Genomic DNA, 26665 nt, shown 5'->3' on the forward strand with positions numbered 1-26665 from the left:
CAACAAGCTAATGAGATTTACACGAAACAGAAGACACACTTTCATTATTTTTATAAACCTATATTAAAATTCCAATCTTACAAATGTTTTCTATATTATTAATATAGAAAACTAGTATTATCCTATTTAATTTCTATAACCCTCCTTTTCACATGTAACTCCCTATTTTGTACGGTTCATTCAATAAAAAAAGCCATAAATTATTTAGGCTACACTCCTGTGTCCCTAAATAAATTTATGGCTTTTCTCAAATATCTCCGGCCTCTATTAACTTGTCGAATTTAATCATATCAAACCTATTGAAATTTGTGAATATTTTTTTCAGTAGAGTGAAGCACATAAAACAATATTTCTGTAGTTACTTAAAAATCACATAATAAATTTCTCATTACCTCTTCCAATACTATATCTGGATTTACTACCGTTTTTTCCGAACGCCATCCGATAAAGCCATCTGGTCTAATTAATACAGCACCTCCATTCTCTATACCATATAATTTGCTAAAAATATCTTCTGGAACAACAAAGTCTCCACTTAAGCCAACACGATACCCTTTTATATGTATTCCTAATTTAGCTGAAACAGCATGTGCTGCCTCAGCCCAAGAACTATTTTCTACTCCTGTAAGTAATACAAAACTGTTACCGAATAAGTCTAATGTAGAAACTTTCTTCCCTTCATACGTTCCCCATAAATGTGGCGCTCGCGTTCCAGGTCTTCCGTTCAACTCTATGCTATCCATTCTATGCGGAGTGACTGAATCATCTATAATTGCCTCTGAACAATACTGATATCCAACTGTAACAGCTAAACCATCCATATTATTCAAACTGCCTTCCTCTCTATTCGCAGCACGAAACAGTAAACTACTTGCATAAGCTGTCGTTAATTTTGCAACAGAGTGTCTCTCCTCATGATATGTTTCTAACAGTTTTGGTTTTGCCTTCCCTTTTATAACAGCTGCTAATTTCCAAGCTAAGTTATGCGCATCTTGTATTCCTGTATTTGAACCAAATCCTCCTGTTGGCGGCATAATATGTGCTGAATCTCCAACTAAAAAGGTTCGATTCCCTTGAAATTTCACCGCTGTACTTTCGGCCGCTTCCCACGGTAAAACACTTAATATTTTTGATTCAACATTTGTACTTCCAATTGCTATTTGAATAATTTGTTTACAACGTTCTATAGTGAAGTCCTCTAGCCCCTCTCCTTTTAATGGATCGTAGGCTACATGATAAATCCATTTTTTTACGTTATCAACCGGGATAAGTGCACCAAGAACCTCCGGATGAAGTACCATCGAAAAACCGAATGCGTCTCCTTGTATAAACTCTCTTAAATCAGCTTCAAAATAAATATTCATATAATAGCCACCAATGGTTCCACGACCCTCAGTTTTAATCCCTAACTGCTCACGTATTTTACTTTTCGCTCCATCCGCTGCAATTACATAGTCACAATGTATGACACTTTCTTTTTCTGTTTCACGATTTCGAATCTTTGCTTTTACCCCGTTTTCACTTTGTTCAAATGAAACTAATTCATGATAAAAAGATAGTTGCCCGCCTAGCGTTTTTGCCTCTTGTAACATCATCTCTTCTAAAATAATTTGATAACATGCAGTTTGTTTTGATGGACTAATCTTTTCTATTTTTTGAAGTAACTCTTCATCGTTTCTGTATTGCGTCGCTCTCATTTGTTCCAAGTCTTCTTTATTCGCTTCAGCTATTGTATGAACCGCTATTCTTCCTCGGCAGTTCTCTAATGCTTTACCTGCCAATTTAATTCTTTGTTCCAAGCCTAATTCTCGAAATAACTCCATTGTACGTAAAGTAAGACCACCTGCTTTCGGATGAATGGCAGTAGACGGATGCCTTTCAATAAGTAAGTACTCAATGTTATGTTTTGCAAGAAATAACGCAGACGCTAACCCAGATAATCCCCCTCCAACAATTAAAACTGGTACATAATTCGATTTCATATATTTACCCTCCACATCATTGTTCTGAGCTCAGTGACATAAATATAATCAAAAAAAACATTAAAATATAGACTTATATTTCATTTTGAATTATCATATAGATAGATTACGCCCCAAAATTCCTTTTACCTTTTCATACATCTATAATCCACCTGAATTGTGTCTGTATGAAAGTGTAAAACAAAAGAACTTACTTTACGTTGAACCATGTTCTATCGTAAAAATCAAAAATAATATAAACATTATAAGCGGTCGTAACCTTATGGATTATACAAGGTTACGACCGCTTATTTTATTGTTACATCATTTTTTGTTTTTAAAACTTCATCTATTGTGTTATGTAATCCTTCCAATCCCTTTTCTATCTCCCTATAATTTTCAACAATAAAAAATTCATTCGTCTTGATTTTCTTTCCCAATATTGCACCTCATGCAACAATCATGTAGCATTACCGTATCGAAGTAATGGTTCATCATCTTAAACCTTTCGACTAATTACCTGGAGGCAAAGTGATTGAAATGAATAAACAAGAACAATTAAATATTATAAAAAAAGATTTTATTGATTCTCAAAAAGTATTATTGGCAATTGGTGATGAAACACGTCAAGCTATTTTATTAGTGCTAATGGAAACGGAATGTCAAACAGGATTACGTGTAGGAGAAATTACGAAGCAAACACACCTTTCCCGTCCAGCAGTATCACATCACCTTAAGATTTTACGAGAAGCTGGCATTATTTTAATGAGAAAAGAAGGTACAAAGAATTTTTATTATATTGATATACGTACAAAATTAGGTTTATTAAAAAATCTTGTATTAGATATTGAGAAACTATTGCAAAACTTTTATTAAAACTTGGAGGTATAAGAAATGAAAGCAATGATAATTGATAGATATGGAAAAATCCCAATGCGTATGGCAGAGGTACCTACTCCTGAAATTAATGAGTATGAAGTGCTCGCAGAAATTCATGCAGCTAGTATTAACCCAATTGATTTTAAAATACGTGATGGAAAAGTTAAAATGTTACTGAAATATGAAATGCCTCTAATCCTTGGGAATGACTTTTCCGGTGTCATCACGAAGGTTGGATCAAAAGTGACTCGTTTTAAAGTCGGTGATGAAATATATGCTCGTCCAAGAAAAAATAAGATTGGTACTTTCGCGGAGTATATAGCCATTCATGAAGATGATATTGCTTTAAAACCAAAAAATCTAAGTTTTGAGGAAGCGGCTTCGATTCCACTCGTTGGCTTAACTTCCTATCAAGCTTTACATGACATCATGCAATTACAAAAAGGACAAAAGATTTTAATTCACGCTGGATCCGGTGGTGTTGGTACTTTCGCTATTCAGTTAGCAAAAATAATGGGTGCTACTGTTACAACGACTGCTAGTGAAGCTGGTGCAAATTTAGTAACGTCTCTTGGCGCAGATGAAATTATTAATTACAAAACAGAAAAATTTGAAGATATACTAAAAAATTATGATGCGGTATTTGATACAATCGGCGGTGCAACACTTGAAAAATCATTCAATATTATAAAAAGCGGAGGAAACATTGTTTCCGTTTCAGGTATGCCGAATGCTCGCTTCGGTAAAGAATTTGGTTCAGGATTCTTTAAAACTCTCTTATTTTCATTAGCCAGCAAAAAACTTACTGCACTTGAAAAAAAGCATAATGCTCAATATTCATTTTTATTTATGAAGCCAAGCGGGGATCAATTACGTACTATTGCAAACTATATTGAAGCCGGAAAAATTAAACCGGTAATCGATCGAGTTTTCCCTTTTGAAGATGCGCAAAAAGCAATGGAATATTCAGAGTCTGGAAGAGCAAAAGGGAAAATAATTGTAAAAATTAAATAATAATAAAACCTCCATTTTCTTAAAATGGAGGTTTTAAATTTGCTGTTAAATAGACATAGTGCAATGAAGTCCTTACAATAGATTGCAAGGGGAAATATTATATTATACTTTTAGTTAACTTTACAAAGAATACATACGTACAAATACATAACTTAAAATACAAAAAGGAGGAGATACAATGACTAAAAATAATGAAACAGGTTGGAATTTAGATAATAGTTATACGACTTTACCACAATCATTTTATACAGAAATCCCCCCTACTCCCGTAAGTTCACCGGAGTTAGTTAAACTAAACCATTCATTAGCGATATCTCTTGGCTTGACCCCTGAAGAACTGAAAAAGGAAGCTGAAATTGCTATTTTCGCTGGTAATGCACTCCCAGAAGGAGCTCATCCATTAGCTCAAGCATATGCTGGTCATCAATTCGGACATTTTAATATGTTAGGCGACGGTCGTGCTCTTTTAATTGGCGAACAAATTACTCCTTCCGGTGAGCGTTTCGATATTCAACTGAAAGGTTCTGGCCCTACTCCCTATTCACGCCGAGGAGATGGCCGTGCTGCACTCGGTCCGATGCTACGTGAATATATTATTAGCGAAGCAATGTATGCACTCGATATTCCAACTACCCGCAGTTTAGCAGTTGTCACAACCGGTGAACCAACCTATCGTGAAACAAAGTTACCTGGAGCAATTTTAACTAGAGTAGCTAGTAGCCATATTCGCGTCGGTACATTTCAATATGCTGCAGCTCGTGGTTCAATAGAGGACCTGAAATCACTAGCTGACTATACGATAAAAAGGCATTACCCAGAAATTGAATCTCATGAAAACCGATATACTGCATTACTACAAGAAGTCATTAAAAGACAAGCCAGTCTTATCGCAAAATGGCAACTTGTTGGATTTATTCACGGCGTAATGAACACTGACAATATAACGATCAGTGGCGAAACAATTGATTACGGTCCTTGTGCATTTATGGACAATTACGACCAAGGAACTGTATTTAGCTCTATTGACACACAAGGTCGTTATGCATATGGAAATCAACCATATATGGCCGCATGGGATCTAGCACGACTAGCTGAATCTTTAATACCAATTCTGCACGAAGATGAAGAAGAAGCATTAAAAATCGCTCAAGACGAAATTTCGAAATTTAGCGTACAGTATGAAAAACAGTGGTTCCTTGGAATGAAAAAGAAATTAGGACTATTTAGCAACGAAGAACAAGATCACTCATTTATTGAGCAACTTTTAAAAATGATGGAGAAATATAAAGCGGATTACACAAATACATTCCGTTCATTAACTCTTGATGCTATCGAAAATACAGCTCTATTTGAAAGTCCTGAATTTAAAGAATGGTACAAACTGTGGCAATCTCGATTAGACAGACAAGAACAATCGAAAGAAAACGCCTACGAGATGATGAAAAATAATAACCCATCAATCATCCCGAGGAACCACCGTGTAGAAGAAGCATTAGAAGCAGCTGTTACAAATGACGACTATAGCGTAATGGAGAAACTTCTTGAAGCTTTATCAAACCCTTATGCGTATTCTACAGATCAAGAAGAATACTGCGCTCCGCCTGCACCGACGAATCGCCCTTATCGTACTTTTTGTGGCACTTGATTAAAAATTTGTTTTTATTTTAACCCAAAAATTTATTAAGTTAACTATTAATCACAAACTTAAAAGTTGCTTTCAATATTGAAAGCAACACATTTAGTATCCAACCTTAAACAAGTCACAAATTATAATTTGTGACTTGTTTAATTACCCACGTTCAATAGAAGATTTGTTTTGCAGGCATCGTTGTATCTTCAGAGACAGCATATGGATTTTCATTAGGTTTTATAATTATAAACGTTCCACCATATCCACTTTGAGCTAATTTATTACAAAGACCTTCTACCATAAAACCCCATAACTCCAGCTGCTATTCCCATTATAGATAATCCAAGTTTTTTCTTTATTTCAATGCTTCTTTTTCAAGTATTCTCTTTTTTATTTCATAACTCATAAAAAAATACTTTTCTGCTTTTTCTATATTACCTACTTTATGAAACTCTAATGCCAGACTTTCAGTATATTCGTGAATATACTCCGATAAATTTTTTCTTTCAAAGTAAGAAAAACCTTCGAGAATAATTTTTTCTATTTTTTCTACCTCTAAATGCTGACAAAATCCCTTTAGAATTAAAAAGTGATATCTATATTCATCATTTTTTAATTCCTCACAAACCTTCAATCCACTTTCAATTAATTCCTTCGCTTTTTCTATTTCACCTAATTTATAATATTCTCTTGCCTCTAAAAAGATTGCCTTATAATGAGTAGGCATTTTTTTAGAAACCTCAGATAAGTGTCTAATTGCTAAAACTGAAAGATTTTGACTCGCATACAATAAACCTAAATTATGTCTGATTCTTAATACTAACATTTCAGCATCATTTTTTTGTAAAATGTTTATTGCTGACGCAATATATTCCTCACCTTTATCATGCTGCTTTAATTCCGAAAAAGATAATCCTAATATATTTTCGCACAGCGCTATGTTCACTTCATACCCTGCTTGTTTAACAAAGATATCTCTTGCTTTTGAAGCGTATTCAATAGCTGAATATGCGTAATGCAAGTGGTATTTTAATATAGCAACTCTATAATTAAACTCTGCATATTCAATTTCATCTGAAATATGCTCTAATAACCCTTCAGCTTTTTCAAAATAGTTGCTAGCTTCACTATAATTAGTAAGAATTGTATAATGAATGGCTTTGAATAAATAATAATAATAATTAGAATATTCATCATTTGGTTTAGGCAATGCATCTATTTTATCAAAAGCTTTTTTCAAATTACCTAAACCATCTATTAACACTTTATATCGAAATTCTAACAGATAATAGTGAAATGAAACCTTTACATCTGATTCGATAATATAAAGCTTTTTATCGATCTCCCCTTTTAATTTTTTTGCTTCACTTATACGTTGAGCTCTAATATCTCGATACCAATCATTCAGCATCTTAGTAATTAATTCATTGCCAGTGATTTGTATATTCATCAAATCCACTCTCCTTCTTTTAATTATCATAAAAATAACATAATTCGATTTTTTATATCTATCTATATATATATTTCTCAACAATTGAACGAAATTCATTCACTGAATTTCGTTCAATATTTTAATAAATCCGCTGTAAATATGAATACTTTTTCTTATAACCTCTGAATATGAGTATCCTTAAAACCCGTCTCATATTTCAATCCATATCCAAACATTCGATCCATTCCAATATGTGCTGTCCATATTAAGCCAATCATTATAACGGTATCTATCTTAAAATAGACACCTATTAGAACAATTAATATGGATATGATATATGTGTGACATACATTATATATTTTCGCACCAACGTGATTATTAATCCCATATGCTAACATTGATAGATCCGGCGCTAAAAGGAATACAAAAAATATAATCCAACTAAACTCATATATCGAATACATATAAATCGTGGCTAAAAATACAACCATTCCTTCAAAATGTACAATACGTTTTTGCATTATTTATCATTCCTATTTTTCTATATTTATTAATACATTTTCATCGCTAAAAGTATTCTTTTCATTTTTTGCATTTTTTGACCAGATGGTTGCTAATATTGGCCCTGCAATGTTATGCCATACTGCCGCTAATACACTTGGGAGTGCAGCAGCCGGTCCAAAATGCAAAATACATTCCAGCTACATTACTTATCGCTTCTAGTACTTTCATCCACTCAGCCCCTATCTTTTAATTGAAACACCTTATTCGGATTCAAAATATTTTGCGGATCAAGAGCTTTCTTTATTTTCTCCATTACAAATAATGCTGCCCCATGCTCTTCTTCTTGATACTTTCGTTTTCCGATTCCAACGCCATGTTCTCCTGTACACGTTCCTCCTCGTTTAAGAGCATACTGAACGATACTTTCATTTATTTCGTCTGCCTTCTTCACTTCCTCTTTATCATTTGTATCAATCATTAAGAGTACATGGAAATTCCCATCCCCAACATGACCGAGAATACCGCCAATAAGCCCTACTTTATCTAATACCTCTTTTGCATGTTGAATCGCTCCAGCTAATTCCGAAATTGGCACACATACGTCTGTACTCATTAGCTTTTTACCAGGATAACTATGCACGTAAGAGTACGCTAAGTTATGTCTTGCATCCCACAGTTTATTTCTCGCTGCTGTTTCCATCTCAAATGCAATTTCTATACATTTATGATCAAGAACGATTTCTTTCGTAAATTCAATATCTTGCTTTAACCCTGCTTCATTACCGTGAAACTCTAAAAACAGTGTCGGTTCTTCTCTGTAACTTGTTTCATTGTAATGATTTACTTGTTTCATAGATAATTCATCAACGAGTTCAATTCTCGCGATTGGAATACCTGCCTGTAATATGTTAATTACAGCTTCTACTGCATCATTTATAGTTGGAAACGATGCCCTCGCAGCCATAACATGTTCTGGTATACCGTATACTTTTAAAGTTAACTCCGTGAAACATCCAAGTGTTCCTTCTGAGCCTACGAAAATACCATTTAAATGATAACCTGATGATGACTTCGCCGCTAAATTCCCGGTATGTATTACTTCTCCATCAGCAAGAACGACTTCTAAATCTCGGACTTGATCACGCATTACCCCATACTTTACCGCTGTCGTTCCGCTCGCATTTGTAGCAGCCATTCCTCCTAACGTTGCATCAGCTCCTGGGTCTACACTAAAAAATAATCCATACTTTTTCAATTCTTTATTAAGCTGAGAGCGCGTCACCCCTGGCTGTACTCTCACAAGAAAATCCTTTTCTCTTATTTCAAGTATTTTGTTCATAAGAGAAAAGTCCATTGTAATTCCTTTTTCGTAAGGAATTACATGTCCCTCTAAACTGGACCCTACTCCAAATGGAACGACAGCTGTTCCGTGCTGACTCGCTATTTTCATTATCGCGCTAACTTCTTCGGTCGTTTTTGGAAAAACAACTACATCAGGTAAACTACTAACATGGTAAGATTCATCTTTACTATGTAACTCTCGTACTGTCATATTTATTACTACTCGATCTTCAGGAAGTATGCCTTTTAATTCATTTACTACATGTTCAATTGTTATTTCCATAATCAACTCTCCTTTTTAAATTTAAAACAAGTATACCATCTTTATGCAAAATAATTAGAAAAATGAGATTTTTAAACCTAAACATACAAAAAAGAACCTGCAGCACACGCTACAAGTTCTTTTCCACTACATTTTAAACGATTTCTTTATTAACAACATAAACCAAATTAAAGTAACTGCCATCAACGAATGAGAAAATCCTACAATATAAGTTAACCCTTTAAAGTCAGCTCCATTTAACTGAAGAAGCCCTCTCGCTGCTAGCGAACCTAACATTAATGTTAATGCAATGTTATGTAAAACAAACCACTTATTAAACCCTTGCACTTCATGAAACGCGAATACTTTTGCTAATCCTAAAGCAATTAAAAAGAAGAAAAAGCCAAGTACAAGTGTATGTGTATGCAAAAGATTTAACAAAGTAGATCCTAAAATCCCTTTATACTTACCATACTCCCTAGCGAAAATCCCTGATAATAAACCGATAATCAAATACGTAAACGATGCATTATATAATTTCTTCATTATGTACCTCCTTGAGTAGAATGTGTAGTGTGTCATATTTAGTAATAATGATAGTTATATAGTAAAAACTCCTAGTCACCTAGGAGTCATTGTATAAGCATCTCACTCTTTACAATCAATCCTAATTATAAAATATCTCTCTATACAAAACAAACGAACTTTATGTGAACAAACAAAGCTCCTTTAAAATATGTTGCACTTTTGTTTTACACAATCCATACTAATTGTTATAACTTTTTAAAGGTGGTGTAATAATTGATAGTTCTTGAAACCGAACGTCTTAACCTTCGTTGGTTTGATATAAAAGACGCTCCTTTTATTCTTGAGTTAGTAAACGATCCTGCATGGATTCAGTTTATCGGTGACAAAGGAGTTAGAAACTTAGAAGATGCAAAAAATTATATTGTAAACGGTCCCATCGATATGTATAACAAACTCGGATTTGGCCTTTACTTAGTAGAACGAAAAGAAGATCTCACTCCACTTGGTATGTGTGGCCTTATTAAAAGAGATTCATTAGAAGATGTTGATATCGGATTTGCCTTTTTAGAGACATTCCGTTCACAAGGATACGGCTACGAGTCAGCTTCTGCGATAATCGAATACGGTGTACAAAAGCTCAGCATGAAACGAATTGTAGCAATTACTTCTATAGATAACATCGCCTCAGGAAAGCTTTTAGAAAAAGTAGGATTACGATTTGAGAAAATCATTTCAGATTCAGGAGAAGATTTAAAATTATTTGGGTATAACGCATAGTAAAGAAGGTCGCCGTGAATGGTGACCTTCTTTACTATTTTACTGATCTCGTCATAATACTTTTATTTCCATTATAGTTTTGCAGTAATTCTTGTGATTACTACTATGCCTTTCATATCACATTTTTTGGAAATTCATAGAAATAAAACTTTCACATTTAAATAAATTATATTAATATATCAAATAAAGAAAGTGAGAATAAATGGAACAACCGCTATTTTTATTAGTTCTTCAATTCATTGCATTCATATTAATCATTTGTATCGTATATGGAATGTTGTACAATACCGTATTAAATTTAAATATGCCTAAATGGACTGCACATATAGTAGCTACGGTCTTTTCCCTTGGTATTACCTATCAAGCTTTTATAAATTTTATTTGAAAAACTTTTGTAGCAATTACTTCTATTGTTGATGCAGTAAAGCTTTTAGAAAAAGCAGGATTGCAATTTGAGAGGGTTATTTCAAGATCAGAAAACGTAACCATTTTTTATAAAGTCTTTCCAGCGCAAAATAGTGAAGAAGTTAGTTCCGCTGAAAGTGTGTTTGCATAAAAAGAAATGAATTTAATTGATGCTACAAAAATTTTATTTTAATTCTGGTTCTATTGTTTGGAATCGTTCTAGGGTACCATTTGTGTGGACTTTAAAAATTTTCATTTGCGCACCAAAATGTTGCGTTAAGTAAAATGTATCACCAGTTATTAAATTTCCAATCTTCCAATCAGGTTGATATGTACTTTCCATGGAACTTTCTAAATCCCCAATCATTATTAAATTGATATATAATGAAGATGAACTACTCAACATTTTCGTTAAAGATAGTCTATCAACCTCTAACTACCTAATGAACTCAAGTAAACACATCTTCAGTCATTTTAAGAGGTACAAAAGGCACCCTTTCGGGTGATTTTTGTATAAAAATTCTATTTTTTTATATTCGATACCAACCACGAACCTTTTTAAAATAATAGTATCATTATGTCTCCTTTTTAGAGATTATTTTTAATTACCTTGAATTTTTTGCACCAGAACCGGAAAATCCCTGACTACTCGAAATATCAACTATCAGGTGCTAATATTCAATAACGCGTACTGAAAATGATTAAACATTTTTATAAACCAGTGGAACATTTAAGAAATCAATTTTTCTCTTATCGAAATTTAATTAGCTTACAGTAATACAGTGGTCATATATTTTTAAGAATAACGGAAGAATATATAGAAATTGCTACAGAAATGTGAAGTTTAATTAATTTAGGAGGAACAAACTTGTTTAATCAGCTTGTAAAAGTTATACCGAATTTATTTACGATTGGAAATTTATTGTGCGGTGTTTTCTCAATCACCTTGAATATGAGTGAATATTTAGGAGCAGCCTCCATTCTCATTTTCTTTTCAGCTGTTTTAGATTTTCTTGATGGAAGAATTGCAAGAAAATTAAAAGTGAACAGTGAGTTTGGCGTAGAATTGGATTCCTTAGCTGATATTGTTAGTTTCGGCGTCGCTCCTGCGCTTTTATTTCATACGATAGCAACACCTTCTATTTTAACTTCTTTGGCATTTATCCTATTCCCAACAATGGGTGCTTTAAGATTAGCTAAATTTAGTATTAAACCAACTATTGGATATTTTAAGGGATTACCTATTCCAGCTGCAGGATTATCATTGGCTGGTATGGCATTGTTTTCATATAGTAATGCATGGATTACTTTAATCCTCGCCCTCTTAATGGTAAGTCCCATTAGGTTTAAAAAATTTTAATGAAGGTCACGCCCAACGCCATTAAGGAGCATTTTAAATGGATTTAACGCGTCAATAAGTATAAAAAAGCGGGACAATAATATTAAATTAGGTGCCCTTCGAAAAATTAAAACCTTGTATTTATGGCTATTGGGTTAATCCATCGATATGTTATTCTGAAACGTCAGTCCACTTTTAACAGGAGCTCCCTTTATCAAGAGAGCTCCTGTTCTTATTTCTTCTTCTTTTCTGTCGGTTGGCTTTGTTTAGCAAAATTAGATGAATCATCAAAATTTGGTTGCTTTTTACCAGCATTATTACTTCTACCTTTTCCCATATGTAATGCACCTCCCCTCCCCCTTACTATTCCCAATAAAAAAATTCTCTTGCATCCAAGAGAATTTTAAATTAGGTTCTTATTGATAATACCTAAGTACTTCCAACACTGCCATTCCATAAAAGATGGATCCAATGTTAAATTATTTAATGCTAAAACAAATATTACATTTTCATATTTAACTGGATAATCAATTAATAATCCTAATGTATTTCCTGAATCTGCGACAATTATGATTCCCTTTTCTAACACGTCATCTATAACTTCTTTTAATTATTCTTACCTAGCATATAATATTTTCCTACACATTGAGATTGCATGTTGTATAAGGAAGCCCTTCTTCTTTCCATGCAAGAAATCCTCCCTTTAAATTCACTACTTCCTTTATACCAGCTCTTTGTAAAATACTAGCTGCTATAGCGGAACGTAATCCGGTTCGACATTGCAAAACTATTGGAAAATCTTTCGGTATATAATCTAGTTGTTCAAATAGATTACCTAAAGTGATATGTATTGCATCATGAAGGTGTCCTTCCTCCCACTCTTTTTTACTACGCACATCGATAACCTTAACGCTTCCACCTTTTATATGCGGATATAATTCAATCGATGTTTTTTCTTTGTAACTTTCAAATCTATCAAGTCTTTGTATTACTTTTAAGGGTGCAAAAGCAATAATATTATCTAACCCAATAGATTCAAATTCTCTAATAACTGCCTCTACTTTAACCTTTTCCTCATCTAGAATTATTAAAGTTTCTTTTTTATAATCTAATAACCATCCACACCAAGTTGTGAAAGAATTGTTATAAGGTATGTTAATTGACTTCTCGATATGACCTGCAGCAAAACTCTCTACATCCCTTATATCAACTATTTGATAAACGCTCTTCAAAATTTCTTGAAGTTCTTCTACTGTATTAATAGCAGTACTTTTTCTCTTCTTACGAATTGGCGGACCATACTTATTTAAATTCTTCATTAATGAAAAATACTTTGGAGGCTCTGGCTGTCCCGTCAATAAAGTCGATATAAAATCACTTTCTTCATTACACCGAAATGCCCAATTGAACATCTTTTCATAACCTAATGTAGAAGTTGGAATTGCTCCTAATGCTTTTCCACATGCGCTTCCCGCACCATGTGATGGCCATATTTGCAAATAATCAGGAAGTATTTTTATTTTTTGTATAGAATCAAATAATTGTTTCGCTCCTATTTTTGCAGTATCTTTAATACCGACTGCAGTTTCTAATAAATCCGGTCTTCCTATATCTCCTACAAATATAAAATCACCTGTGAATATTCCTATCGGTTTATCATTCGTATAATTATTTTGACTTGTATCAGTTACTAAAAAAGAAATACTTTCAGGCGTATGCCCTGGGGTGTGAATTACATTAAATTTTATATGACCTACTTTAAACTCTGTGCCCTCTCTAACCAATTTGTATCGACCTTCGTTAAGATATTGATATTTCCAATCACAATCTCCTTCATCAGATACATATAAATTTGCATGGTAAAGATTAGAAAGTTCTCTAGACCCAGAAAGAAAATCAGCATGAATATGAGTCTCAGCCGCAGCAATTACTTCCATCCCCTCTTTCTTAGCAAATTCTATATATTGTTCTATATAGCGACTAGGATCAATAACGATTGCTACGCCTTCTTTCTGACAACCGACTAAATAGGAAGCATGTGCTAATTTTTCATCATAAAAATATTTTAAAAGCATAGCTATTCCCTCCAATTAGTTATTTCAAATTAATTTTCAATTTTTGTAACCACTTTTTATCTTCTCCTATAGAATCCCTTTCAACATTAAATTCCAATACATATATGGCAACATATATCTTTTAAGTAAAAACATACTATACCGTTCTTTCGCTTGATTAAATGGAAACGTTTCTTGAGGCTCATGTTCATAGTTAAATTCAGCAAGTATAAGACTTTTATATCCTGTAACAATCGGACATGATGTATATCCATCATATTTAGCCTGTAAATCTCTTCCGCTAAGTACGTCCATAATATTTTGTTTTAAGACGGGTATTTGTTTTCGAATTGCTGCTCCAGTTTTAGAGGTAGGTAAATTGGTACAATCTCCAAGTCCAAAAATATTTTTATATTGCACATGCTGCAAAGTATAAGGGCTTATATCTACCCACCCCTGATGATCACTTATCTCACTCTCTTTAATAAAATTAGGTGGCCCCATTGGCGGAACAACATGTATCATACTATATGGTACGGTTTCTCTTTTTAGTGTTTGCGTATCTTCAAAAATTGCCTCTCTCTTTTCGGCGATAATTTCCACTAGATTTTTATTATAATTCGTTATAATTTGCTTTCTTTCTAGTACTTGTTCTAAAGTATTTGCATATCGTGGAACCTGAAATATGTTATTGTTTGCAGAATAAAATATTACTTTACTTCTGTTTCTTACACCACTATTACAAAAATACTCCTCTGCTAAGTACATAATTTTTTGTGGAGCACCACCGCATTTAATAGGAGTATTAGGGTGGGTAAAAAGCGCATTTCCTCCTTTAAATTTTTCGATTTCTCTCCAAGTAGAATCAACATATGTATAAGAATAATTGCTACATACCCCATTAGTGCCAATAGACTCTTTTAAGCCTTTAATACTGTCCCAATTTATTTGGATACCAGCTGCTACAATAAGAATTTCATACTCAAGTAGCAGTCCGTCATCTAAAAGTATCTTATTTTCAGATGGAAATAACTCAACAACACTTTTAGGGATCCACGTTGCCCCTTTTGGAATAAGCGATTCCTGATTACGCATCGTACTTTCCTTTGAAACAATTCCTCCCCCCACTAAACTCCATAGTGGCTGAAAGTAATGTTTTTTTGATGGATCAATAATTGCTATACTTTCTTTCAATAGGGGTACATTTCGTAATAAATGTGCAGTAGAAGATAGTCCTGCTGTCCCAGCACCAATTACAATAATTTTATAACTATCTCTGGTCTTCATTATCCTCTTCCTATCTAAAATTGATTTTTAAATTAACTAATTAGTAGCCATTTTTTCATCGTAGTAACATGATTATAAGTTAAAAACATCATAGTTTTATCTGATTTAAATGAAAATTTTGTTAATTTTACCATCAACATTACTATATGCGTAAATCCCCTATGTTACTTCCATATTTTAGTTTTAATATTAAAACTAAATATTATTATATAAAATAAAAATAATTCATTAAAATACTTTTCATGAATCCGGATAAGTAATGTTTAAAAAACAACATCTAACATCTTAGATGTTAAAATAAACAAATTCACATACTTCACAAATATGAAAAGTATTAAATATCGCTTAAGTTTCGTTACCTTTTTCTGTATATATTGATAAAAAATTGTGAAATTTTATCGCATTATGCAAGACATTTAATATTAAATATATTACTTTTACTATGAACTAAATGGTTTATAGGGCTTTTCTAAATAAACAAGGTGCTAAATTAATTCTTAAGAAGCCATTATCATTGCATTTATCTAAAAATTTAAAAAAATACACGCAGATGGATATCATCTTAAATACATATATAATTACCTTTAATTTTTTGACACGATTTCACATAATTCTTAAACTGATTTTTTTGCGTGCATTATGAAAAAAAATGCACCGTGTCAGTCTTTAAAAGATTATATATCATAACTTTAAGAGAGGCAGGAAAACTATGAAGATGAAAAGAAAAATCTACTGGTTAAATGCTAGCCAATAGATTTTTCTTTTTTATCTAAGGATTCTTTTAAAAGAACAACAATTTTACTACAGTAATCAAGAACAGGTTTCTAAATTAAGTTACTGGAGAATATATAACTCTGGCGCAATATCCCTACCAGCTTTCATTCCAATAATAACTCCATGATATAACGTCAAAGATGAAATCCCTCAACTTAGGTATTTGACTTTTTAAATTTATACAAATGTCTTAGCTCTATGTACTGTGATATATAGGTCCACATCAATATGTTATTGCATCATATACTGAACAGATAATTTAAATTACTTTTATAAAGGATGATGAGGATGAACCTAGAAGATATACAAAAATCCTATGGCGTAATTGTAAGTTTAGGAGGATTGTGTCAAGTCACCAACCAAATCAAAAGACACAATTTAAGAACATTTTCTGGACCTTTAGATTGGTTTTATTATCCATCACTTTCAGATGTAAACAGATTACTTCAAAATCGATTTAAAAAATTCATGAAGTTGGAAAATATGGTTATAGAAGGTTCAGAAAGTTACGGTCTTATTGAATCAGAATTTGATAATCAAATTAAATGGGCAGAACGAATTACCTACTGTATAAAGGACACTTATTATAATTGTTTTTCAATGCATGATTTTCCTATTAATTCCGAAAAGGATTTGAAATCAACCTATCCTTCTTTTAAAGCTAAATTAGACACTAGAATTAATCGATTCCTTGAAAAAATAAATAGTAGTGAATCCATTTTATTCATTAGAATTTGGGGAAATCGAGATGAAGCGGTTGAATTACAAAACGTATTATCTAAAATTACAAATAAGGATTTTAATATTCTTATTGTTAATTTCAAGGAGGGTATATCTAATATTGTTGAACAAAATTGGGGAATATCGAGGGTTTGTTCAATTGAACTCCCACGTTATCAGGATAGATGGGAAGGTGATGATTCCGATTGGGATGTTATTTTAAACAAAATAACATTAACTTAATAATTTTCTTCTTACTTTTAACATGATTTGGCCCGTAAAATCAAATAGGTGTAGAAAAATAAAATTCCTGTCTAATTGATACACACTTAATTAACAAAACGTTCATATAATAATTCGTAAGTCCTTCTTTATTGAATAAATAGTTCTTTACAAAATTAGTTCCATCACTAGAGCACCTTTATGCGGTGCTCTTTTTTGAATTTATAAAATGTAAAAATAGTTGTTCCATTTTCCTTTAAATGGCTAATTCCCTTTGTTATTCTTCTATTGATTTCTGTATAATCATTTATGCGATCAGCATATTCTGCTTATGTAGTGCATTCACGACTACTTACTTCCATACTTTATCTTATATTTTGTCTTCTTGGATATTTCATTATAAGCTTCTTCAATTCCCTTGATTTCCTTCCCCTTCTTTTATCTTAAGAACAAGCAATTTCTTTCATTAATATTAAATAAACTAAAGCATAGATTTTAAAAGAACCTAATTTACATATAATTAATGATAAACTACAGTGTATATTCTCCACGTTTAATCAGCATCTGAATTATAAATCTAACATATTTTTTTTAGTTGATTGTCATTATGGTACAACCGTGTATACATTTACCAAACAAACTACATAGTTTAAATTAGTAAAATATATAGAGAGGAAGGAAATAAATCTATGAAAGTCATAATTTTGTGTGGCGGAAAAGGGCTTCGGATGCAAGGAATTTTAGAGGACATTCCCAAACCATTAGTTCGAGTTCAAGGAAAGCCTCTCCTCTTGCATATAATGAATTGGTATAGAAAATATGGACATTCTGATTTCATTTTACCCTTAGGATATAAAGGTGAGAAAATTAAGGAATATTTTATGGACTTTAGCTGGAAAGAGAATGACTTTAGTTTGAATTTTAAAACCAGTCAATATACGCTACTTCAGAAATTAGAAAATTGGAATATACACTTTATAGATACAGGAATTGATACAATGACCGGGGCAAGACTAAAAAAACTTGAATCCTTTGTACAGGGTGAAACCTTTTTATTAACTTATGGTGACGGATTAGCCAATATAGATATTGATCAACTAATAGCATTCCATAAAGAAAAAGGAAAAATTGCTACATTAACTGGAATTAAAAAAAATAGTCAATACGGCCTATTGGCGGTCGAAGATGGAATTGCTATTGATTTTAAAGAAAAACCATTACTTGATGAAGTAATTAATGGCGGTTTTTTTGTATTTAACAAAGAAATATTCAATTATTTAAGTAATAATGATGATTGTGTTCTAGAAGAAGATCCTCTTCGAAATTTAATAAAAGACAATGAGCTCGCCGTCTATGAACACAATGACTTTTGGGCTAGTGTCGATACACCTAAAGATTTAAAAACTGTAAATGAAAGTTGGAATCCAAATAAATTTTAGTGGAGAGGACTGAATAAGCATTGAACTCTAATGATAAAAAAATAAGTTTACCTCGATTGTACATCCCCTCTAATGAGAAAATAGTTAACCCACTTTCAACAGGAATTAAAGCTTCAAATCTCTCCAAAAAAAATACTCAAAAAAGAATTAATCCCCAATTCTATAATCAACAACATGATCTAAATAATCATTTCTGCGTCATTGTAGGTAGTGAGTATGTCTTGAAAATTATTGCTTTACAGCAATCATTAATGCAGTACTCAGAAAAATTCACATTGTGGATTTGTTGTATAGATCCTTTTGCATATTCACTATTAAAAGAAATGAGTTTAACTAATGTAAACCTTTTACAAGTTGAAGAATTAGAAGATCGTGAACTAAAAGCAATTAAGAGAAAAAGAAAAGTAAATGAATATTGTTGGACTTTAAAATCTGTCTTGATAGAATATTTATTGGTCAATTATGATTTACCATCTATTCTATATTGTGATGGTGATTTATGCTTTTTCTCTGACCCTAATATTATTTTTGAGGAATGGGGTGACCATTCTATCTTCCTAACCCCCCAAAGAGATCGTGATTGGGTAGAAAAAATGTACGGAAAATATCAGGCTGGTCTAATTGGATTTAAGAATGATCTCTATGGACTAAAAAGTGTAAGATGGTGGAAAAATAAATGTATAGATTGGTGCAGTGCCGAGGCTGAAGAGGGGAAATTTGGAGACCAAAAGTATTTAGATTATATCCCTATATATTTTCCAAAAGTAAAAATTTCAAATAACTTAGGTATAAATGCTGCGCCTTGGAACTGTATATATAATAACGATTATAAAATTGACAAGACTAAAAATGATATATTTATTGAAAACGACAAACTAGTTGTTTACCATTTTGCATGTATTACTATCTTTACTGAAAATGATTTTGATCTTTGGTCTTTGGGAGAAATTTCAATACCCAATAATATATTAAACCATATTTACACTCCGTATTTAGAGAGAATTCAATTTGTTTTAAAGCAATTAAAGGATAAATTCAATAAAGATACTAAACAATTTTTAAGTAAAAAAGATATAAATAAAGCTCAAACTTTATATAAAGATTCACAATTAAGAAGAAAAATGAATCAATCCAATCATTTTATGAACTTTTCCATGATTATAAGTAAAGAACGATTAATTCAAGGATTGACCTCTTATTATTCCTTAGAAAATTTCAACGCTAAATTTACTGTATGGATCTGTTGTATGGATGATCTAACTTATCAAATATTAGAGAAATTAAAATTAAAGCACGCCATACTAATTCCGGTAAAAGAAATTGAAAATCATGAACTCCTCAGTATAAAAAATGATAGAAGTTTACAAGAGTATTGTTGGACATTAAAAGCGCCCCTATGTCTACATGTCCTTAGTCTTTATCCGGAAGTTGATCACATTATATATTGTGATGCTGATATGTATTTCTTTACAGCACCTAATATCATTCTTGATGAGTGGTGGAAATACTCTGTATTCCTTTGCCCTCAAAGAAGCTCTACTGAAATTGAAAGCATACACGGTATATACCAAGCTGGTTTAGTAGGCTTCAAAAACGATCAAAATAGTAAAGAAATTTTAACATGGTGGAAAGATAAATGCCTAGAATATTGTAATAATCATTATGATGTTGAAATGGATAGATGGGGTGATCAAAAATATTTAAATCACATTCCTAACATCTTTTCTAATATAAAAATCATGACTCATAGAGGTATTGATGCAGCACCTTGGAATGTCATTTTAAATAGCAGTTCTATATCCAAAACAGATAATAAAGTTTTTATTGATCAAGATGAATTAATAGCTTTTCATTTTGGAAGTATGCAAATTATTAATCCAAATGAGTTCGATTTATGGAAACACGAAACTTTAGAATTACCTCCAGCAGTTTTAGATTATATATACATTCCTTATATTGAACAATTGAATAAGACATGTCATACCCTTCATAATACCTTTCAAAAACCTTCCTCCTCTTTATTTGCTGATCAAATTGATACAACAACAATAAAAAATTATTTTAAATACCCCTCCCCTCATCACAATTAAGACTGATACTTTCCTTATTTAAAAATAAATCTATTTATTTCAGCAACTAAAAATACATCTTAATAAAGGATAGATTATCACTATGATTGCTTCATTTAAAAATAAAACTTTCCTTATTACTGGTGGATACGGTTTTATTGGTTCTCACTTGGCACGAAGACTTTTAAATTTACAAGCAAAAATTGTTCTTTTCATAAGAACACCATCAAACTCTTGGAGACTAAAGGATATTCTAAAATATATTGAAACCTATGAAATAGATATACGAGATAAAAAACAAGTACAAGATGCAATAAAGAAAATTAATCCCGATTATATCTTTCACCTGGCAGCCTATGGTGTAAATTCTGCCCATACAGATTACATCCATGCTATAGAAACAAATGTTATAGGGACTTGTAACATTATTCAAGCAGCAAAATTGGTGAATTGTAAAAAAATCATCAATTTTGGGAGTAGTTCTGAATACGGTAACAAGATGGAACCTATTCATGAAAATATGTTACTAACTCCTGTGGATATCTATGGAAGTACCAAAGCTGCTGCTACTATACTCGCCCATCAAATTGCTAGCGAAAACAATATTAATCTTATAACATTAAGACCTTTTGGCATATTCGGAGAAGGCGAAGAGCCGCATAAAATTTTTAGCTATATAATCTTGCGAGTATTACAAAACAAAGATGTAAATTTAACTTTATGTAATCAATTAAGAGATTATTGTTATATAGAAAATGTAATAGATGCCTGTATCCTAGCAGTAGAAAATACTACTGTACAAAATGAAATTTTTAATATTGGGAGCGGCACTATTCACCCCTTGAAACATTATGTAGAATTATTATTCAAACATTTGAAAACCAATTCCAGACCAAATTACGGTGCAATTTCCTCTAGAACAAATGAAAGATGGGTTCCTGAAGCGGATGTGCAAAAAATAAAAAACTCTCTTTCCTGGGAACCTAGAATTAATATTGAAGAAGGAATTATAAAAACTGTTAATTGGTATAAAAATAATAAACATTTATACCTAACCCCCTAAAAATAGGGTACTAAAGGAGGTGGACTAATTGTTAAACCAAAACTTTAATAATGCTTTTTACGGAAAAACAATTTTAATTACTGGACATACTGGTTTTAAAGGTTCTTGGTTATCCCTATGGTTGAATGAATTAGGTGCTACTGTAATCGGATATTCATTAGATCCTAAAAATAAGAATGATAACTTTAACATTACTAACCTTCAAAATAATATAATTGATATTCGTGGAGACATTAGAGATTTTAATAAATTAAATAAGGTTTTTACAGATTATAAACCTGAAATTGTATTCCATTTAGCTGCCCAACCTCTAGTTAAGTATTCATATGAATATCCTAGAGAAACATACGAGGTAAACGTTGTAGGAACTATGAATGTACTAGAGGCAATTCGATTACATGAATCAGCTAAAATAGGAATCATGGTGACAAGTGACAAGTGCTATGAAAATAAAGAATGGCCTTGGGGTTATCGTGAAATTGACCCTATGGGCGGCCATGACATATATAGCTCAAGCAAAGGATGCTGCGAACTTTTAATTTCTTCCTATCGAAATTCTTACTTTTCAGAAGAAAACTTTTCTCAACACAAGAAAATAATTGCAAGCGTTCGAGCTGGTAATGTAATTGGTGGTGGTGATTGGTCAATAGATAGAATTATTCCTGATTGTATACGAGCATTAGAATCAAACAAAAACATTATTATTAGAAACCCTACTGCTATTAGACCCTGGCAACATGTACTAGAACCCTTAAGCGGGTATTTACTCCTTACAGAAAAAATTATAAATAATGGTATCCTTTATTCAGGAGCATGGAACTTCGGGCCATCCCTAAGCAATATTGTTTCAGTAGAAAAATTAGTGACCAGTTTACTAGATATTTGGGGCTGCGGGGATTGGACAGCAGAAAATATAGATCCAATAAATTTTCATGAAGCAAATTTACTAAACCTTGACATTAGCAAAGCAAAATTCAATCTTAATTGGCAGCCAAAATGGTCCCTACAACAGACTTTAGAAAATACAATAGAATGGTATAAACATTATAATTCTTACACCAGTTCTGAGATGAGAAATCTATGTATTAGCCAAATCAAACAATATTGCATGCTTTGAACTACTCCCACTTACCCATACTTGCTGTGAGTTCCTTATGGAGGGAGTCTTCTTGGTTAAAATAATAAAAGATACATTAATTTTTATAGTCTAAATTATAAACCTACTATACCTAAAATTATGTGATTGTCCATTAACAAAAATTTTATTTCTTCGGTTATTTCAAATCAACTATTGACATTATATTGAAGAATAAAGGAATCACGTATTTTTCTAGTGATTCCCTTGTTCTGAGAAAATAATGTCTTGCTTTAACGACAATACAGTATATGTGATTATTAATTTATTTGTTCTAGTTATGAAAAAATCTATTCCTGTCAAAAGAGCTTTCTTCAAAGAAAAACTTCCTTTTTTTCTACTTATCCTACTCGAAAAGTAAATAATGTTATTTTTCAGATAATTTCATCTACTATTTATAGAATTACACTGAGCTTTAACAAGTTTATGCTTATATATTGATTCTCTTATTTATTATCACCAATGTTGATGAATTTATGCATAGCTTATTCTATACACAAATAGCTTTTTGAATTATCTTTTCAGAATAAATAAAGGAGACTTTCTCTTTTATGCACTTTCCCCTTACCAGTCTTAAATTTCCCTTTAATCAACAATAAGAACAAATCTTCAATATAGTACATCTTCTTTGAACTACCCCCACTTTCACTTCGTTTAGAAGTGAGGGATTCCTAAGTAAAGAGTTCTATCGAACTCTAATTGATTAGGCTAACCCCGCAGTCCTTGCGGTTAGAAGCCTTATCGCTTCACTCTTTAGATTGATACTTGCGTTAATATCCCTATCATGGTGTGTACGACAAGAAGGACAGTCCCATTCACGTAGGTTTAGATTTTTAACGTCTTTATTTTGATATCCACAACAAGAACATAATTGGCTAGAAGCAAATGTTTTCGATACGACAATGACTTGTTTGCCATACCATTTTGCTTTGTATTCTAACATTGATCGAAATTGCAACCAAGATACCTCACTAATTGCTTTTGCTAACTTATGATTCTTTAACATATTCGATACTTGCAAATCCTCTATACCGATAACATCGTGGTTTTTGATGATTTCAGTTGAAATTTTGTCCAAGTAATCTTTTCTAGTATTTGATATGTATTCATGAATTCTAGCTACCTTTACTCGTTGTTTATTCCAGCGAGAAGATCCTTTCATTCTTCTAGAAAGAACACGCTGTGCTTTCGCCAACTTATCTTCTAATGATCGGAAAAATTTCGGATTTTCATAGTGTGTTCCATCTGACAAAATAGCGAAATCTTTTAGTCCTACATCTATTCCAATGTAAGAATGTGTTTTTGGAAGTTCTTGTACTTCTGTTTCAACTAATAGTGACACAAAATATCTACCAGAAGGGTTCTGTCTAACTGTAGCATTTACAATACGCCCCTCTACTTCGCGACTTTTGGCAAATCGAACAAGGCCTAGTTTCGGCAACTTTATTTTGTTCCCTACAACGGCAATGTTTTCATTTGTTTGTTTTGTGGTATAAGATTGTACGTTGTTCTTCTTAGATTTAAAGCGCGGTGCGCTGTTTTGTTTTTTGAAAAAGCGCGTATAAGCATCCGCAAGGTTGCGAACAGACGACTGAATCGCAATACTATCCACTTCTTTTAGCCAAACAAGCTCTTTCTTCATGGCAGGTAGTTTGGCAGAGCATATACCATAGGTCAAGCCTTTTCCTGTCTCTTTGTATGCGTGATCCCATAAGGATAAAAAATGATTGAATACAAAGCGAGAACACCCAATCGTTTTGTTGATTAGAATTGCTTGTGCTTGATTTGGATAGATACGAAACTTATAGGCTTTATTAATCATTATTTGATTCACCTCCATTTCGGTATATGACTATTATACACCAAACGTACATTCGATAGATAGTAGAGTAATACTTTCTATATGTCGAACAATTAAGATGGCTTCCTGCCATCTCTTGTTCGAGGCCAATTCATCTCCCACCTACTCACTGGACTGTGGCCCTTCACGCCCCTTGAGGAAGGAGTCTTCTTGGCTAAAATGATAAAATAAAATAAAACAAAACCATACGTAAGATAATTTTACTATTACAAATAATGACATAGTCTGTTTCACCTTTTACATTATCTAAAAAAGAACTTGTAGGAATTCTTACAAGTTCTTTTTTGTTTTCTTTATTGTCTTCTTATTTACATACGCAAGATTTATATATTTTATCGGATACATACTATATGTATCCGATAAAATAATTTAAAAATTAATATGTAATTGATCCGTTTTAAGAAAAGGAAATTTCATAAATCTTCAATCACAGTTTCTAAGTCCACCTGATAGAACGTATAAAGACTCATATCATCTTTTGATAATTTTTTGGATGTTTTATTCTAAGTATATTCGACACAAATTGATTGTTTTTTATGAATTTTCTTGAAAAATATTGTAATATCACTCCATTTTTTCTTCTATTTTGTTATGATGTTTATAATTAAATTGGATTAGGATTTTTTTAGAAAATGGGGGCGTATATTATGAGTGTTTCAGTAAAGGGAAATGAGCAATTAACCTCTCTATTGAACGACTGGTATCGAGCTATGCTATCTCAACAAGTTATAAAAGCTACTAATCTAAAAAAGAAAATTGATGAAAAAATTAATAAGTTAAGCATTGAGCCGGATCAAGAACATCAGGATCAAAATTTGTTACTATACTATTCACTACTCGAATTTCGTTACAAGGTCTTAACAGATAGCCTTGGTATTCAACAAAATAGTTTTGATACTATTAGCGATTATGATATGCCTACAGATCAATTTCTACAATTCTATTATCATTTTTTCAAATCCATTCATTCCACTTTTATATCTAATTATACTGAGGCAGAGGAACATTATAAACTAGCAGAAAAAATATTGGTAGCTATACCAGATGAAATTGAACATGCTGAATTTTACTATAGAATTGCTACTTTCTATCACCATACCTATAACAATCTCGCTTCTATCGAGTACGCAAATAAATCGAGAGCAATCTTTTCAAAGTACGAAGGTTATGAAGTAAAAACAGCCTTTTGTAATAGTTTGCTAGGTGGTTGCTGCATCTATTTAAAACAGTACGAACAAGCAGAAGAATATCTACATTGCGCAATTGATTTACTACAAAAAAATAGGGAAGAAGATTCCTTGTTATACGTAAAAAATACTATGGGGTGGCTGTATTCTGATCAAAGTATGTCTACTTTAGCTATTCGTCACCTTTCAGAAGTAACAGAGAAAATCCCTACACACTTCAAGGCCATCTTCCTACAAGCTAAGGAACATTATAAGTTAGGAGAACAATCAACGGCCAGCCAACTCATTGATAAGGGACTACAGATTTGTAGAGAAATTCATAACGAAGAATACACACACCACTTCTCTATTTTAAAAAAATTAAACGAAAATATTCCATTGGAAGAATTAGAAAAAATCATTCAAGAAGGAATCTTATACTTTGAGGAAGAAGAATTATGGGAATATGTTGTCGAATACGCCGAATTATTTGCCACAAAATGCAGACAATTAGAGAACCACCAAAAAGTAAGTGACTATTTCCATATTTGTTATCAAGCAAGACAAAAATCAATCGCAAAAGGAGTGTTAAAATAATGAAAAAAATTAGCTTATTATTATCAGGCATTGCTTTTATTGGGGTATTAACGGTGGGAATTTTTCAGTTTTCTAAAACAGATCAGCTTGCTACTCATGGGCATTATCCTGCTCCTTCATATAGTGTTGGCGATTATGGTGGTGCACCACCACAAATTTAATGTAAATGTATTTAAAAACCCTCCAAATGGAGGGTTTTTAAATGG

The 26665-nt window shown here is 32.2% G+C and carries 25 protein-coding genes; 13 read left to right on the forward strand and 12 right to left on the reverse strand.

The genetic code is table 11. The annotated features are described in order from the left end of the window. Nucleotides 1-362 precede the first annotated feature (362 nt). The gene (locus tag DN399_RS17030) at nucleotides 363-1982 is read right to left on the reverse strand and encodes an FAD-dependent oxidoreductase (protein ID WP_086388739.1); all 1620 of its coding nucleotides are present in this window, start codon (nucleotides 1980-1982) and stop codon (nucleotides 363-365) included. 287 nt (nucleotides 1983-2269) lie between these two features. Next, nucleotides 2270-2401 carry a hypothetical protein gene (locus DN399_RS28450; RefSeq protein ID WP_255478083.1) on the reverse strand — a complete coding sequence of 44 codons (132 nt, stop codon included), beginning with the start codon at nucleotides 2399-2401 and terminating at the stop codon, nucleotides 2270-2272. 91 nt (nucleotides 2402-2492) lie between these two features. Between DN399_RS28450 and DN399_RS17035 the strand changes: the two genes are divergently transcribed. The 3 genes from DN399_RS17035 to DN399_RS17045 all read left to right on the forward strand — a co-directional run bounded on the left by DN399_RS17035 (nucleotide 2493) and on the right by DN399_RS17045 (nucleotide 5499). Next, complete coding sequence (locus tag DN399_RS17035; RefSeq protein ID WP_000571870.1) at nucleotides 2493-2837, forward strand: ArsR/SmtB family transcription factor; 345 nt, start codon at nucleotides 2493-2495, stop codon at nucleotides 2835-2837. 18 nt (nucleotides 2838-2855) lie between these two features. Beyond that, the gene (locus tag DN399_RS17040) at nucleotides 2856-3854 is read left to right on the forward strand and encodes an NADP-dependent oxidoreductase (protein ID WP_149149853.1); all 999 of its coding nucleotides are present in this window, start codon (nucleotides 2856-2858) and stop codon (nucleotides 3852-3854) included. A 178-nt stretch (nucleotides 3855-4032) separates the two neighbouring features. Further along, a complete protein-coding gene (locus DN399_RS17045; protein ID WP_006926295.1) occupies nucleotides 4033-5499 on the forward strand; it encodes a protein adenylyltransferase SelO in 1467 nt (488 codons plus the stop codon). Nucleotides 5500-5653: 154 nt separating this feature from the next. Here DN399_RS17045 and DN399_RS28455 read toward each other — a convergent pair whose 3' ends face one another. From DN399_RS28455 to DN399_RS17070, 6 genes are all read right to left on the reverse strand, one after another. After that, the gene (locus DN399_RS28455) at nucleotides 5654-5785 is read right to left on the reverse strand and encodes a hypothetical protein (RefSeq protein ID WP_000229167.1); all 132 of its coding nucleotides are present in this window, start codon (nucleotides 5783-5785) and stop codon (nucleotides 5654-5656) included. A gap of 54 nt (nucleotides 5786-5839) precedes the next feature. Next, nucleotides 5840-6934, reverse strand: coding sequence for a response regulator aspartate phosphatase (locus tag DN399_RS17050; RefSeq protein WP_001025508.1), 1095 nt, complete (start codon nucleotides 6932-6934; stop codon nucleotides 5840-5842). A 155-nt stretch (nucleotides 6935-7089) separates the two neighbouring features. Continuing rightward, entirely contained in the window at nucleotides 7090-7437 is a 348-nt protein-coding gene (locus DN399_RS17055) for a DUF4260 domain-containing protein (protein WP_001172064.1), read from the reverse strand. A 12-nt stretch (nucleotides 7438-7449) separates the two neighbouring features. Beyond that, the gene (locus DN399_RS17060) at nucleotides 7450-7605 is read right to left on the reverse strand and encodes a transporter (protein ID WP_000545391.1); all 156 of its coding nucleotides are present in this window, start codon (nucleotides 7603-7605) and stop codon (nucleotides 7450-7452) included. 47 nt (nucleotides 7606-7652) lie between these two features. Further along, nucleotides 7653-9044 (reverse strand): FAD-binding oxidoreductase, encoded by a 1392-nt coding sequence (locus DN399_RS17065; protein ID WP_000406580.1) that lies wholly within the window; start codon nucleotides 9042-9044, stop codon nucleotides 7653-7655. 126 nt (nucleotides 9045-9170) lie between these two features. Continuing rightward, nucleotides 9171-9569: a DUF2871 family protein gene (locus DN399_RS17070; RefSeq protein ID WP_000737896.1), complete on the reverse strand. Its 399-nt coding sequence runs from the start codon at nucleotides 9567-9569 to the stop codon at nucleotides 9171-9173. Nucleotides 9570-9824: 255 nt separating this feature from the next. Between DN399_RS17070 and DN399_RS17075 the strand changes: the two genes are divergently transcribed. After that, entirely contained in the window at nucleotides 9825-10328 is a 504-nt protein-coding gene (locus tag DN399_RS17075) for a GNAT family N-acetyltransferase (protein WP_088351088.1), read from the forward strand. A gap of 202 nt (nucleotides 10329-10530) precedes the next feature. After that, on the forward strand, nucleotides 10531-10713 hold the full coding sequence (locus DN399_RS17080) for a hypothetical protein (RefSeq protein WP_000437513.1): 183 nt from the start codon (nucleotides 10531-10533) through the stop codon (nucleotides 10711-10713). A 204-nt stretch (nucleotides 10714-10917) separates the two neighbouring features. On the opposite strand, the gene DN399_RS17085 is transcribed toward DN399_RS17080, so the two are convergent. Next, nucleotides 10918-11100: a DUF5065 family protein gene (locus DN399_RS17085; RefSeq protein WP_002000399.1), complete on the reverse strand. Its 183-nt coding sequence runs from the start codon at nucleotides 11098-11100 to the stop codon at nucleotides 10918-10920. A gap of 501 nt (nucleotides 11101-11601) precedes the next feature. Here DN399_RS17085 and pssA point away from each other — a divergent pair. Then, nucleotides 11602-12093: a CDP-diacylglycerol--serine O-phosphatidyltransferase gene (gene pssA, locus DN399_RS17090; protein WP_000483080.1), complete on the forward strand. Its 492-nt coding sequence runs from the start codon at nucleotides 11602-11604 to the stop codon at nucleotides 12091-12093. A gap of 617 nt (nucleotides 12094-12710) precedes the next feature. Here the strand turns inward: pssA and DN399_RS17100 are convergent. Continuing rightward, nucleotides 12711-14147 (reverse strand): MBL fold metallo-hydrolase, encoded by a 1437-nt coding sequence (locus tag DN399_RS17100; RefSeq protein ID WP_000925322.1) that lies wholly within the window; start codon nucleotides 14145-14147, stop codon nucleotides 12711-12713. 66 nt (nucleotides 14148-14213) lie between these two features. Continuing rightward, nucleotides 14214-15413, reverse strand: a complete 1200-nt coding sequence (locus tag DN399_RS17105; RefSeq protein WP_000857313.1) for an FAD/NAD(P)-binding oxidoreductase — start codon at nucleotides 15411-15413, stop codon at nucleotides 14214-14216. A gap of 1062 nt (nucleotides 15414-16475) precedes the next feature. Here DN399_RS17105 and DN399_RS17110 point away from each other — a divergent pair. The 5 genes from DN399_RS17110 to rfbG all read left to right on the forward strand — a co-directional run bounded on the left by DN399_RS17110 (nucleotide 16476) and on the right by rfbG (nucleotide 22817). Beyond that, nucleotides 16476-17150, forward strand: coding sequence for a papain-like cysteine peptidase (locus tag DN399_RS17110; protein WP_001047153.1), 675 nt, complete (start codon nucleotides 16476-16478; stop codon nucleotides 17148-17150). Between the two features lie 668 nt (nucleotides 17151-17818). After that, nucleotides 17819-18568, forward strand: coding sequence for a sugar phosphate nucleotidyltransferase (locus DN399_RS17115; RefSeq protein WP_000864434.1), 750 nt, complete (start codon nucleotides 17819-17821; stop codon nucleotides 18566-18568). A 20-nt stretch (nucleotides 18569-18588) separates the two neighbouring features. Continuing rightward, nucleotides 18589-20658, forward strand: a complete 2070-nt coding sequence (locus DN399_RS17120; protein WP_006922731.1) for a hypothetical protein — start codon at nucleotides 18589-18591, stop codon at nucleotides 20656-20658. 82 nt (nucleotides 20659-20740) lie between these two features. Next, on the forward strand, nucleotides 20741-21700 hold the full coding sequence (locus DN399_RS17125) for an NAD-dependent epimerase/dehydratase family protein (RefSeq protein ID WP_000561952.1): 960 nt from the start codon (nucleotides 20741-20743) through the stop codon (nucleotides 21698-21700). 28 nt (nucleotides 21701-21728) lie between these two features. Further along, nucleotides 21729-22817 (forward strand): CDP-glucose 4,6-dehydratase, encoded by a 1089-nt coding sequence (gene rfbG, locus DN399_RS17130; protein ID WP_000934345.1) that lies wholly within the window; start codon nucleotides 21729-21731, stop codon nucleotides 22815-22817. Between the two features lie 721 nt (nucleotides 22818-23538). On the opposite strand, the gene tnpB is transcribed toward rfbG, so the two are convergent. Beyond that, the gene (tnpB, locus tag DN399_RS17135; RefSeq protein WP_006922732.1) at nucleotides 23539-24657 is read right to left on the reverse strand and encodes an IS200/IS605 family element RNA-guided endonuclease TnpB; all 1119 of its coding nucleotides are present in this window, start codon (nucleotides 24655-24657) and stop codon (nucleotides 23539-23541) included. A 686-nt stretch (nucleotides 24658-25343) separates the two neighbouring features. Here tnpB and DN399_RS17140 point away from each other — a divergent pair. Further along, on the forward strand, nucleotides 25344-26459 hold the full coding sequence (locus tag DN399_RS17140; protein ID WP_000116953.1) for a Rap family tetratricopeptide repeat protein: 1116 nt from the start codon (nucleotides 25344-25346) through the stop codon (nucleotides 26457-26459). After that, nucleotides 26459-26620: a hypothetical protein gene (locus tag DN399_RS28140; RefSeq protein WP_000724107.1), complete on the forward strand. Its 162-nt coding sequence runs from the start codon at nucleotides 26459-26461 to the stop codon at nucleotides 26618-26620. Before DN399_RS17140 ends, DN399_RS28140 begins: the two co-directional genes overlap by 1 nt. The last annotated feature ends 45 nt before the right edge of the window (nucleotides 26621-26665 follow it).

Origin of the sequence: Bacillus sp. AR4-2 (genome assembly GCF_008274865.1) — a bacterium.
GTDB classification, from domain to species: Bacteria; Bacillota; Bacilli; order Bacillales; family Bacillaceae_G; genus Bacillus_A; species Bacillus_A cereus.